Here is a 12,254-nt window from a genome sequence, read left to right as displayed (position 1 = left end):
ATTTCATTGTGCCTGTGACCGAAGTCACTATGCACTCGCATCAAGCGCCCACACTTATCGGTTGTTTAATTGTTAAAGAGCGGTACTGCCAAATTCTGTACTACTTACTGCCTGCTCGCTTCGCTACGCCGCTTTCGCTGGCGCCGCGTTGTTTGCAGCAGAGAAACGAGATTATGAAGAAGTTTTTTTCGCTTGTCAAGTCGGCGTCACATACTGCGTTTCGCTTTCTTGCTTGCGACCTCTTCAGGTCCACCTCTCTTAGCAGCTATCGAAATATCAGGGTTAACCCTAATTTTTCGGCAACTGCCAAGCCCAAGACTATAACACGATTTTTGCAGATTGTGCAACTGGCTTTTGCCTAACTTGCACCTTATCTAGCAACCCCATCGCCGCCGCTTTCGCTTTGAATCCGAGATCGGTTACCGCCTGGATGGCCAGTGATATAAGGGCAAACCCTTAATAATCATCACGAGCCAAGCCCAAGACTATAGCACGATTTTTGCAGATTACGCAACTGGCTTCTGCCTAATTTGCTGCAACCCTTGCAATAACCGCTGTCAACATCGCTGCTGACCTGGCGGCAAGCCGGCTAGGTTTCCCTTAGCCAACCCGTGTGCCTGCTTGGCTTCACGCTTCAAAACTGCCCGAATCGCGAAGGAGCGAGACTATAGCACGGAATTTTGGCGGGACTACGAAGGTGACACCCTTTTTTTAAAAGATGCATCCTTTACGGGGACGCACCATTCGCCCTGGACACCCCACGGCAAACGTCTGAGGGCGGTACCTATATATATAGAGGGGCTGAAAAGCCATAGCTAGAGCCTGAGCTCCGTGGTTTCCTTGATCTGCTGTAGGGCGAAGAATGAACGCATGTCCACCACTGCAGGGTGGCGCATCAGCGTATCCATGGCGAACCGGGAGAAATGCGCCAGGTCGGCGACCTGTATACGCAACAGGTAGTCCATGTCTCCGGACATGGCATAGCACTCCACGACCTCCGGCCATAGTTGCACGTCGCGTGCGAAGTCGCTCATGGGAGCATGACTGGATCCGCTGTGCTTGTTCAGACGGATGTTTACGTAGGCGAGCAGCCCCAGGCCGACCTTCTTCGCGTCGATCAGGGCGACGTACTTCTTGATGAAGCCCTTCTCTTCCAGTCTGCGGACCCGCCGCAGGCAGGGGCTGGGCGACAGCGACACACGATCGGCCAGCTCCTGGTTACTGAGGCGGCCGTCGCGCTGCAATTCGGCCAGAATCCGTATATCTGTCCTATCCAGCTCAATGTCAGACATTTTCAGCCCTTAATATTTTCTATCCGGCAATATTATTGCTCAACCTACTGGCTTTCGCGACATGTTTGCAATTGTCTGCCCGTCGTTCCTTCCTACAATCTCCGTCTAGACTTGAAGAACAAGTCGTCCTTAAAAACGATGCAAGGGAGCAGACTTATGAGCAGCGCTTTCCAACCCTGGGACAACCCGATGGGCACCGCCGGGTTCGAATTCATTGAATATGCCGCGCCGGACCCCGCCGCGCTGCGCAAGGTGTTCGAACTGCTGGGCTTCAAGGCCATCGCCAAGCACCGCCACAAGGACGTGACCCTGTACCGCCAGGGCGGCGTCAACTTCCTGATCAACGCAGAACCGGATTCCTTCGCCCAGCGTTTCGCGCGCCTGCACGGCCCGTCGATCTGTGCGATCGGCTTTCGTGTGCAAGATGCCAACGCCGCCTACAAGCGCGCGCTGGAACTGGGCGCGTGGGGCTTCGATTCGCACAGCGGCCCGATGGAATTGAACATTCCAGCGATCAAGGGAATCGGCGATTCGCTGATCTACCTGGTGGACCGCTGGGCTGGCAAGGACGGCCATGGCGGTATTGGCGACATCAGCATCTATGACGTGGACTTCGTTCCCGTGGATCCGCAAAACGCCCAGGCCGACCTGAATCACCGCGGCGCCGGCTTGACGCTGGTGGACCACCTGACGCACAACGTGCACAAAGGCCGCATGGCCGAGTGGGCAGAGTTCTACGAACGCCTCTTCAATTTCCGCGAAGTGCGCTACTTCGACATCGAGGGCAAGGTGACGGGCGTGAAGTCCAAGGCCATGACCTCGCCTTGCGGCAACATCCGCATTCCGATCAACGAGGAAGGCACGGAAGAAAAGGGCCAGATCCAGGAATACCTGGACCTGTACCGTGGCGAAGGCATCCAGCACATCGCCATGGCCACCGAAGATATCTACGCCACCATCGAAGCGCTGCGCCAGAACGGCGTAGTGTTCCTGGACACGCCGGAAACCTACTACGAGCTGCTGGACCGGCGTCTGCCGAACCACGGCGAAGACGTAGCGCGCCTGCAAAAGAACCGCATCCTGTTGGACGGCGCCCCCGGCGGCGGCCTGCTGCTGCAGATCTTCACCGAAAACCAGATCGGCCCGATCTTCTTCGAGATCATCCAGCGCAAGGGCAACGATGGCTTCGGCGAAGGTAACTTCAAGGCCCTGTTCGAGTCGATCGAACTGGACCAGATGCGCCGCGGCGTGGTGAAGACCGTCGAATAAAGTCTTCCCCCGCCAGCGCCCGGTGCTCGGGCATCGGCGCTGGCTTTGAAACCTCACCTTGTGGTGAGGTTTTTTTTGCCTGCTACTTTTGCAGCCGCTCCTGGAACTGCTTGCGGAACTTGGCGACCTTGGGCGCGATCACGAACTGGCAATAGCCTTGCTCGGGATGCAGGGCGAAGTAGTTGCTGTGGTAGTCCTCGGCCTGCCAGAACTTGGCGGGCGGCAGCACGTGCGTCACGATGGGCGCATCGTAGATCTGCTGTGCATTGACCTCGGCGATGACGGCTTGGGCCTGCTCGCGCTGCCCCTCGTTCTGCCAGAAGACGGCGGATTCGTATTGCGGACCGACGTCATTGCCCTGGCGGCCCGGTGTGGTGGGGTCGTGGGTCGCGAAGAATACGCGCAGCAAGTCACTGTAGGACAGTTCAGCGGGATCGAACTCGATGCGGGCCACTTCGATGTGGCCCGTGGCCTTGCCGCAGACCTGCTCGTAGCTGGGATTGTCCACATGCCCGCCGCTATAACCGGGCAGCACGCTCTTGACCCCGCGCAGCTCGGTGAACACCGCTTCAACGCACCAGAAGCAGCCGCCGCCAAGTACCGCGACCTCATTGCCCGGAGAGGGTTGTTCTGCCATGACGATTCCTTCCTGATAAAGGGCCGCGGAATACGGCCTGGCGTCCCGGCTTTCGTGCGCGGAACGCGAGAGAATAAGACTACTGCTTGGGCGGAGCCAGCGACAAGATCCATTCGGCGAGCGCGCGAGCGTCGTCCGGGCTGACCTGAGTCTGCGCGGGCATGGGCACGGCACCCCAGGCGCCGCGACCGCCGCCGCGGATCTTGCCTGCCAGGTAATCGACCATGGCGTCGCCCTGCCCCGCATAGCGTTCAGCCACGCTCTTGAGCGGCGGGCCGACACGCTTGGCTTCGACCTGGTGGCAGGCCATACAGGCCTTGTTCTTGGCCAGATCCAACCCGGTGGTTTGCGCTTGCGCCGCCCCCGCGCCCAGGACGCAGGCGGCGGCCAACAACAGACTACTCTTCAAATGCATCGGTAACTGCCCCACGGCTCGCGGTGCTGGCGAGCTTGCCGAATTTGGCAAGCACACCGCGTGTATAACGCGGCCGGGGCTGAACCCAGGCCTGGCGACGAGCCGCCATTTCTTCGTCGCTGATATTGAGCTGCAATAGCAGCTTGTGGGCATCGATGGTAACCGAATCGCCCTCGCGGATCAGCGCGATGGGGCCGCCCACGAAAGCCTCAGGCGCGACATGGCCCACGACCATCCCCCAGGTGCCACCGGAAAAACGGCCGTCGGTGATGAGACCCACCGTTTCGCCCAGTCCCTGGCCGACCAGCGCGGAGGTCGGCGCAAGCATCTCACGCATGCCGGGACCGCCCTTCGGCCCTTCGTAGCGGATGACCACCACGTCGCCATCGCGGATCTCGCGCGCCATGATGGCGGTCATGGCGTCATCCTCGGAATCGAAGACGCGCGCCGGGCCCGTGATGACGGGATTCTTCAGGCCAGTGATCTTGGCGACACAGCCTTCGGGAGAGAGATTGCCTTTCAGGATGGCAAGATGGCCTTGCGGGTACAGCGCGCGATCCAGCGGCATGATGACATCCTGGTCCGCACTGGGAGCGTCGGGCACATCAGCCAGGGTCTCGGCGATGGTCTTGCCGGTGATGGTGATGCAGTCGCCGTGCAACAGGCCGGCGTTGAGCAGCAGCTTCATGACCTGCGGAATGCCGCCGGCGCGATGCAGGTCGGTGGCGACATATTTGCCGGACGGTTTCAGGTCGCACAGGACAGGCACGCGCTTGCGGATGCGTTCAAAGTCGTCGATGGTCCACGGCACTTCCGCCGCATGCGCGATTGCCAGGAAATGCAGCACAGCATTGGTGGAGCCGCCCGTGGCCATGATGACGGACACCGCGTTTTCGATGGATTCGCGCGTGATGATGTCGCGCGGGCGCAAACCCTTCCTGACCGCCTCGACAAGTACGCGCGCAGACTCCGCGGCGGAAGTGACCTTTTCTTCGTCCTCGTTGGCCATGGTGCTCGAGTACGGCAGGCTCATGCCCATGGCTTCGAACGCGGAGCTCATGGTGTTGGCGGTGTACATGCCGCCACAGGACCCGGAGCCGGGAATCGCGCACTTTTCTATCTGCTTGAAATCTTCTTCGGGCATGCGGCCCATGGTGTATTCGCCCACGGCCTCGAAGACGGATACGATGGTGAGATCGTTGCCCTTGTAGTGGCCGGGCTTGATGGTGCCGCCATAGACGTAGATGCCGGGCACGTTGGTGCGCGCCAGTGCGATCATGCCGCCAGGCATGTTCTTGTCGCACCCGCCTATCACCACCACGCCGTCCATCCACTGCCCTTGCGCCGCGGTCTCGATGCAGTCGGCGATGACCTCGCGGGAGACCAGCGAGTACTTCATGCCCTCGGTGCCCATGGACATGCCGTCTGAAATGGTGGGCGTGCCGAATACCTGGGGATTGGCCCGTGACGCGCGGATCGCATCGATGGCCGCATCGGCCAGGCGCTGCAGGCCGCTATTGCATGGCGTGATCGTCGAATGGCCGTTGGCCACGCCGATCATGGGATTTTCGAAGTCGGCTTCCTGATAGCCCAGCGCGTAATACATGGCGCGGTTGGGCGCGCGCGCGACACCGTGGGTGATGTGGCGGGAACGATCGTTGTGCGGCATGGTCTGTCTCCTGTCGGCCGCCGGGGCTCGGACATGGCAACCGCCCCGGGGGAACTGGCTCGCTTGCGCGCGAATCTTCAATGTTCGCCGGTTATTATCATTCAACTTTATTGTGTCGGGCAGAACATGCTGCAATATCCCCAATTTGACCCCGTCGCCCTGCAGATCGGGCCGCTTGCCATCCACTGGTACGGACTGATGTACCTGGTGGGCTTCGCCCTGGTGTACCTGCTGGGACGCCGCCGCATCACCTCCGGCCACACCACGTCACTGAACGTGAAGGATCTGGAAGACCTGATCTTCTATAGCGTGCTGGGCGTGGTGCTGGGCGGACGGCTGGGTTATGTGCTGTTCTACAAGCCCTCTTACTACCTGTCCCATCCGCTGGAAGTGCTGTACCTATGGCAGGGCGGCATGTCGTTCCATGGCGGGCTGATCGGCGTAATCGTGGTGATGCTGCTGTTCGCACGCAAGAAGAAGCTGCCATTCTTCGCGGTCAGCGATTTCATCGCGCCGCTGATTCCGCTGGGGCTGGGCTTTGGCCGCCTGGGCAACTTCATCAATGGCGAACTCTGGGGCCGGCCCACCGATGTGCCGTGGGCCATGGTGTTTCCGGGCAGCGGCGACGGACTGGCGCGCCACCCCTCGCAACTCTATGAGCTGGGCCTGGAAGGCATCGTGCTGTTCGCGCTGCTGTGGTGGTTTTCGAGCAAGCCGCGCCCGCTGGGCCAGGTGAGCGGGCTCTTCCTGATGGGTTACGGAACGTTCCGCTTCCTGGTGGAATTCACCCGCGAGCCGGACAATTTCCTGGGCCTGCTCGCGGGCGGGTTGAGCATGGGACAGTGGCTGTCCGTGCCGATGGTCGCCCTGGGCGCCATCATGTTCAGCCTTACTGCAAAACGATCGTCCCGTTGACCGCGATGCTGACCGTGACGTTGCCCGCTTCCAGCGGGACGTCCGGGCTATAGCCGCCCGAGGCGTCCTTGGCCATGGCCGCGGCGCCCATCATGCGCGGCATCGGCACGGGGCCGCCCGAGCCGCCCAGTTCCAGCTTGGACAGGCGGTAGCCCGAGAAACCGAAGGCGTTGGCTGCGGCCAGCGCGCGGTCCTTGAAGGCTTGCGCGGCTTCCTTGAGCAGCTTGCGCTCTTCCGCCTCGCGCACTTCGCGCGACAGCAGGAAGCTGATATTCGAGATGGCGGTCTTGTCCGACAGCTTGGACGCCAACGCCGCCGCGGCTTCGAAGTCCTTGGATTCCAGGATCACTTCGCCCTGGCCGCGCCAGGAACCGATCTTGCCCTTGCTGGAAGTGTTCGGCCAGACGTTGTAGCCGCCAGTGCGCACTTCCACGCCTTTGACGTCGCGCGCACGCTTGACCACGTCGTCCAAGGCCGCGCTCAGCTTCTTGCCTGCGGCGGGCTGGTCGGGCGCCTCGACTTCGGCGGACAAGGAAATGCGAACCGTGTCCTGCTTGACTTCAGAAGACGCATTGGCCTGCAGAGTCAGTTCGGGCGCGCGGCTGGCCGACGCTTCGGTCGCGGCGGCGGGCGCCTGGGTCTGCGCATGGGCAAGCGGCACGGCGCTCAGAGCGGCCACGGCTGCGCACGCTGCGCCGAGTTTGGTCAGCGAGAAAACAGGGTGTTTGAACATGGACTGGTCCTAGAGGGAGGACGAAGGGGAGTGGTGAGGCGCCCGAGGCGGACCTGCTCTTATGGCAGGCCCGCTGGGATAGATGCCCCGCCTGTGCCGTCAAGGCCGGCATCTCGAACCCTGAGGTTCAAGGTGGTCGCGTTCCGAAGAGCGTCGGGTTCGTCTACAGGAGACGATCACTCCAGCTCTGCACTCCCGCAACCAATATGCCATAAGACATAGGTTCAGAGAATGTATGGCCTAGTCACGAACACGGCAGGGACAAACTGAAAATACTTGAGTACTGCTATATGAACTGTCAGAGCAGCTTTTCCTGACCCGACAAGGCGTCATCGAGTACTGCGTTCATGTCCTCGATTCTACGCTTGAAGTCGCCGACCGCCAAACCGCCCAGCGGACCATCGGGCGCTTTCATGGCGAGCAGCTCGCCCGCGACTTGCAGCGCGGCCATCACGGCGATGCGTTCATTGCTGGAGACCTTGCCCGTGCCCTGGATGCGCAGCATCAGTTGGTCCACGTGGCGCACGGCGGCCAGCAGCGTCGGCTTCTCTTCGGCGGAACACGCCAAAGAATAGTCGCGCCCCAGTATGGTGACATCTACGCGTTCCATCAGTGTTGCTCTCCAGACGGTGCGCCCGGCAAGCGGGCCAGCACGGCGTCAATGCGCTCGCGGGCCGATGCGGCGGCCACGCGCAAGCGCTGTAATTCGGTGTCGCGGGTCTGCAAGCTGCCTTGCAATTCGGTTTCACGGGCGGAGAAACGCGATTCGAGAGACTGGCGCTCGGAGGTTTCGCGGGCCAGTTGCTCGCGCAGCGCGGCCTCGGCCTGCTGGGCTTGCTCGAGCATGGAGGTGACCGCGCCGTCGTGATCCTGAAGCTTGCTCTGGAGCGTGACGATTTCGGCCTCGCGCTCGGCGGCGCGCTGCTTGAGCACACGCTGCTCAGCTTCGGTTTCGTTCAGGCGTTGGCGCAACGCGTCACGCTCTGCGTGGAGTTGCCGGGTGCGTTGCACCAGTTGCCCTATGCGGGCGGCGAGTTGGTCTAGATCTTGCAGCATGGGCGCTATCGTAAACCATCCTGAGTTGAACGGGGTCTCTTCACGCAAGGTGAGAAACCCGGCAATATTCAGTAGGATTTATTCCTGCCTCATTCGAAAGCCACGCATCCGGCCGATCCTGCTTTCGTCTTTCTTTCTATAAACTTTCACTTAGCTTTCAAAAAGCCCTCAAACTTCCTGACCCGTTACAACTCGGGGTCGGGAGTTCCCGAATTCTAGGGAAAACCCCAGCCTTTCACCGACCTTACAGGGTTTGCAGCGTGGCGGGCGTCCATTACCATTCGCCCTTTCAAGAATCCCAGCCTTACCTTTCATAAGAACAAATGGCACCCTGAAGTGCCTTTTTTGTGCCTGTCACTCGCCTGTCGGCGGGATTGGCCACAGACCTTTTTATCTACATGCTGTAAACAGGAGCCAACCAATCATGCAGCTACGCAATCGACAGGACTTCTGGTCGGGGGTGATGTTCATCGCCCTTGGACTGGGATTCGCCTGGCAGGCCAGCAGCTACCAAATGGGTACTGCCGCCCGAATGGGCCCAGGGTATTTTCCTTTCTGGCTAGGCATTGTTCTGGCATTGCTGGGCGCCATCGTGCTGCTTGGCTCGATGTCCAAGAAGGCGCACGAAACCCACGTCGACAAGTTCGACTGGCGCATCGTGTTCCTGGTGGTCGGATCGGTCGTGCTCTACGGCTTCATCCTCAAGCTGCTGGGCATCTACATCTCGGTGTTCGTTCTGGTTGTCGTCAGCAGCCTGGCCAGCCATGAGTTCAGCCTGAAGGTCGCCGTTGCCAACGCGATCTTCCTGGTGGTGTTCTCGTATCTGGCATTCGTCAAGGGGCTGGGGCTGATTTTCCCGCTGTGGCCGTCGTTTCTGGGCATGAACTAAGGAGCCTTCGGCCATGGAATTGTTTGACAACCTCATGCTGGGCTTCTCGGTGGCGTTCACGCCCGAGAACCTGGCCTATGCCCTGCTGGGCTGCATCCTGGGCACGCTGATCGGCGTGCTGCCGGGCATCGGCCCTGTCCCGACCATCGCAATGCTGCTGCCGATCACGTACGTGCTGCCCCCGGTGGCCGGCCTGATCATGCTGGCAGGCATCTACTACGGCGCCCAATACGGCGGCTCCACAACGGCAATTCTCGTGGCCTTGCCAGGGGAAACGTCCGCGGTGGTGACCGTGCTGGACGGCCACCAGATGGCCCGCAACGGCCGCGCTGGCGCCGCGCTGGCAATCGCTGCGCTGGGTTCGTTCTTCGCAGGCTGCGTGGCCACGCTGCTGCTGGCCGCCTTCGCGCCCCCGCTGGCTGAAGTCGCGTTCAAGTTCGGCCCGGCCGAGTACTTCTCGCTGATGTGCCTGGGCCTGGTCGGCGCCGTGGTGCTGGCTTCGGGTTCGCTGCCGAAGGCCATCGCGATGATCCTGCTGGGTCTGCTGCTGGGCATGGTGGGCACCGACGTGAACTCGGGCGTCGCCCGCTTCGACTTCGGCATCCCCGAACTGCAAGACGGCATCGACTTCGCCATCGTGGCCATGGGCGTGTTCGGCTTCGCCGAAATCATGACCAACCTCGAGCAGAAGGAAAACCGCGTCGACATCACCGACAAGATCGGCTCGCTGTACCCCAACAAGCAGGAATTCAAGGAAGCCGCCCCCGCTGTGCTGCGCGGCACGGCTCTGGGTTCGGCCCTGGGCATCCTGCCTGGCGGTGGCGCCGTGTTGTCGTCGTTCGCCTCCTACACGCTGGAAAAGAAGATCTCGCGCAATCCGGAACGCTTCGGCAAGGGCCACCCGGCCGGCCTGGCTGGCCCGGAATCGGCGAACAACGCTGCTGCCCAGACCTCGTTCATCCCGCTGCTGACCCTGGGCATCCCGGGTAACGCCGTGATGGCGCTGATGGTCGGCGCGATGACCATCCACAACATCCAGCCCGGCCCGCAAGTCATGACGAGCCACCCGGAGCTGTTCTGGGGCCTGATCGCCTCGATGTGGATCGGCAACCTGATGCTGGTCGTGCTGAACCTGCCGCTGATCGGCCTGTGGGTCAAGCTGCTGAAGGTGCCCTACCGCATCCTGTTCCCGGCGATTCTGGTGTTCTGCACGATCGGCGTGTACTCGTTGAACTACAACACGTTCGACATCTTCACCACCGCCATCTTCGGCATCATCGGCTACGTGTGGTCCAAGCTGAAGTGCGAAGGCGCACCGCTGCTGCTGGGCCTGGTGCTGGGTCCCATGATGGAAGAGAACTTCCGTCGCGCCCTGCTGCTGTCGCGCGGCGACTTCACGACCTTCGTGACGCGTCCGCTGTCGGCTTCGCTGCTGGCCGTCGCCGTCTTCCTGGTGATCCTGGTGGCCCTGCCGGCGATCCGCAAGAAGCGCGAAGAGACCTTCGTCGAAGAAGACTAAAGCCAGCCTGCCGCCCCGCTGCGGCAGTCTCGCCCTGAAAACCCCCGGGTTCCGCCCGGGGGTTTTTCTTTGCGCGTCCGGCATCCAGTCCGATAAACGCTACGAATCAATACAACTCAATACGGGTTATGTTCAAACGCAGTTCGCGTACGGTAAGCTAGGGGTTTACCCCACGCGATGATTCGAGATGAATTTCAACTGGAACAACCCCTATCCCACCACCCGCCGCCCCGTGTTCGCACGCAACGTGGTCGCCACGTCACAACCGCTGGCCGCCCAGGCAGGCTTGCGGATCCTGGCGCAAGGCGGCAACGCTGTCGACGCGGCGATCGCCGCGGCCGCCACGCTGGCCCTGACGGAGCCGGTCAGCAACGGGCTGGGATCGGATTGTTTCGCCATCATCTGGGACGGGTCCAAGCTGCATGGACTGAATGCCTCGGGAACGGCGCCGGCAGCCTGGAACATGGATTATTTCCGGCGCAAGCACCAGGGCGCCATCCCGATGCGCGGCTGGGACAGCGTGACGGTGCCGGGCTGCGTGGCGGGCTGGGCCGCCCTGCACGAAAAGCTGGGCCGGTTGTCCTTTGCCGACGTGCTTGCACCCGCCATCGAATACGCCGAGCGCGGCTTTGCCGTGTCGCCCATCGTGCAGGAAAAGTGGGCGGCGCAAGCCGACCTCCTGCAACCGCAGCCGGGCTTCGCCGAGCATTTCCTGCCTCGCGGACGCGCGCCGCAGGTCGGCGAGCACTTCGTGCTTCAAGGCGCGGCCGCCACGCTCAAGCGCATTGCGGCCAGCGGCGGCCGGGACTTCTACGAAGGCGAGACCGCCCACAAGCTGGTGGCGCATGCCCAAGCCCACGACGCCGCGCTGACGCTGGCGGATCTGCGCGATTACGCGCCGCAGTGGGTGACGCCGATCAGCCAAAGCTACCGCGGCCACACGCTGCATCAGATTCCGCCCAACGGCCAAGGCATCGCCGCCCTGATCGCCCTGGGCATCTTGCAGAACTTCGACGTGGCGGCACGCCCGGTGGATCACCCTGCAACGCAGCACCTGCTGATCGAGGCGATGAAGCTGGCCTTTGCCGATGTCTACGCGCACGTGGCCGACTCGCAGCACATGCAGGTCACGCCCGAACAGATGCTGGCCGCGGACTATCTGGCGCAGCGCGCGCGCCTGATCGACCCCGATGCGGCGCAGGCCCACGCCAGCGGCCACGCGCCGCGCGGCGGCACCGTCTACCTGACGGCCGCAGACAAGTGCGGCATGATGGTCAGCTTCATCCAGTCGAACTACATGGGCTTCGGCTCCGGCGTGGTGGTGCCGGGCACCGGCGTCAGCCTGCAGAACCGCGGCCATTGCTTCAGCACCGACCCTGGCCACGCCAATGCGGTGGCGGGCGGCAAGCGCCCCTTCCACACCATCATCCCCGGCTTCCTGATGCGCAATGGCGCACCCGTCATGAGTTTCGGGGTCATGGGAGGCAATATGCAGCCCCAGGGGCAGGTGCAGACGCTGGTCCGGATGCTGGACTATGGCCAGCAGCCGCAGGCCGCCTGCGACGCGCCTCGCTGGAAATGGAACCATGGACTGTCGCTGGACGCGGAGGCCGGCCTGCCCGCGGCCGTTGCCGAGGGACTGCGCGCCCGCGGCCATGTGCTCGAAAGCATGGCGGATCCCTACATGGACTTCGGATCGGGGCAGTTCATCTGGCGCCTGGGCGACCCGGCCGTGGACGGATATGTCAGCGCCAGCGACAGCCGGCGCGATGGACTCGCCGCGGGCTTTTGATTGCGTTAAGGTTAGGGCCTGTTTACAGGCGTCAACGCCTGACGGCCCCAATCACATAAAGCGGAGTC

General features: G+C 62.1%; 13 protein-coding genes and 1 other RNA gene. 6 read left to right on the top strand and 8 right to left on the bottom strand.

All coding sequences use genetic code 11. The features are described from left to right. On the top strand, positions 1-362 hold a 362-nt coding region (locus HV793_RS31050; RefSeq protein WP_217481768.1), incomplete at its 5' end, for a hypothetical protein. 453 nt (positions 363-815) lie between these two features. On the opposite strand, the gene HV793_RS11265 is transcribed toward HV793_RS31050, so the two are convergent. Further along, entirely contained in the window at positions 816-1,292 is a 477-nt protein-coding gene (locus tag HV793_RS11265; RefSeq protein WP_054458545.1) for an Lrp/AsnC family transcriptional regulator, read from the bottom strand. A 156-nt stretch (positions 1,293-1,448) separates the two neighbouring features. On the opposite strand from HV793_RS11265, the gene hppD reads away from it, so the two are divergent. Next, complete coding sequence (hppD, locus tag HV793_RS11260) at positions 1,449-2,561, top strand: 4-hydroxyphenylpyruvate dioxygenase (RefSeq protein WP_054458542.1); 1,113 nt, start codon at positions 1,449-1,451, stop codon at positions 2,559-2,561. 82 nt (positions 2,562-2,643) lie between these two features. Here hppD and msrA read toward each other — a convergent pair whose 3' ends face one another. From msrA to ilvD, 3 genes are all read right to left on the bottom strand, one after another. Beyond that, complete coding sequence (msrA, locus tag HV793_RS11255; protein WP_175213127.1) at positions 2,644-3,198, bottom strand: peptide-methionine (S)-S-oxide reductase MsrA; 555 nt, start codon at positions 3,196-3,198, stop codon at positions 2,644-2,646. Positions 3,199-3,277: 79 nt separating this feature from the next. Further along, entirely contained in the window at positions 3,278-3,613 is a 336-nt protein-coding gene (locus tag HV793_RS11250) for a c-type cytochrome (protein WP_054458538.1), read from the bottom strand. Next, positions 3,597-5,282: a dihydroxy-acid dehydratase gene (gene ilvD, locus HV793_RS11245; protein ID WP_175213126.1), complete on the bottom strand. Its 1,686-nt coding sequence runs from the start codon at positions 5,280-5,282 to the stop codon at positions 3,597-3,599. The genes HV793_RS11250 and ilvD overlap by 17 nt, the downstream gene beginning before the upstream one ends. 126 nt (positions 5,283-5,408) lie before the next feature. Between ilvD and lgt the strand changes: the two genes are divergently transcribed. After that, positions 5,409-6,197, top strand: coding sequence for a prolipoprotein diacylglyceryl transferase (gene lgt / locus HV793_RS11240; RefSeq protein ID WP_054458535.1), 789 nt, complete (start codon positions 5,409-5,411; stop codon positions 6,195-6,197). Here the strand turns inward: lgt and HV793_RS11235 are convergent. From HV793_RS11235 to HV793_RS11220, 4 genes are all read right to left on the bottom strand, one after another. Beyond that, a complete protein-coding gene (locus tag HV793_RS11235; RefSeq protein WP_175213125.1) occupies positions 6,172-6,930 on the bottom strand; it encodes an SIMPL domain-containing protein in 759 nt (252 codons plus the stop codon). The genes lgt and HV793_RS11235 overlap by 26 nt on opposite strands. An 80-nt stretch (positions 6,931-7,010) precedes the next feature. Further along, positions 7,011-7,195, bottom strand: a non-coding RNA gene (ssrS, locus tag HV793_RS11230) — 6S RNA. Positions 7,196-7,228: 33 nt separating this feature from the next. Next, the gene (locus HV793_RS11225; protein WP_006388757.1) at positions 7,229-7,540 is read right to left on the bottom strand and encodes a cell division protein ZapA; all 312 of its coding nucleotides are present in this window, start codon (positions 7,538-7,540) and stop codon (positions 7,229-7,231) included. After that, on the bottom strand, positions 7,540-7,986 hold the full coding sequence (locus tag HV793_RS11220) for a hypothetical protein (protein WP_054458532.1): 447 nt from the start codon (positions 7,984-7,986) through the stop codon (positions 7,540-7,542). Before HV793_RS11220 ends, HV793_RS11225 begins: the two co-directional genes overlap by 1 nt. A 424-nt stretch (positions 7,987-8,410) precedes the next feature. Here HV793_RS11220 and HV793_RS11215 point away from each other — a divergent pair, with 424 nt between their 5' ends. From HV793_RS11215 to HV793_RS11205, 3 genes are all read left to right on the top strand, one after another. Next, entirely contained in the window at positions 8,411-8,875 is a 465-nt protein-coding gene (locus tag HV793_RS11215) for a tripartite tricarboxylate transporter TctB family protein (RefSeq protein WP_054458530.1), read from the top strand. A gap of 13 nt (positions 8,876-8,888) precedes the next feature. Then, positions 8,889-10,394: a tripartite tricarboxylate transporter permease gene (locus HV793_RS11210; RefSeq protein ID WP_054458528.1), complete on the top strand. Its 1,506-nt coding sequence runs from the start codon at positions 8,889-8,891 to the stop codon at positions 10,392-10,394. Between the two features lie 187 nt (positions 10,395-10,581). Further along, on the top strand, positions 10,582-12,186 hold the full coding sequence (locus HV793_RS11205) for a gamma-glutamyltransferase family protein (protein WP_175213124.1): 1,605 nt from the start codon (positions 10,582-10,584) through the stop codon (positions 12,184-12,186). Positions 12,187-12,254 lie beyond the last annotated feature (68 nt).

This window comes from Achromobacter aegrifaciens (assembly GCF_902859965.1).
Lineage (GTDB): Bacteria > Pseudomonadota > Gammaproteobacteria > Burkholderiales > Burkholderiaceae_B > Achromobacter > Achromobacter aegrifaciens.
This window is presented reverse-complemented; position numbering and strand designations above follow the sequence as displayed.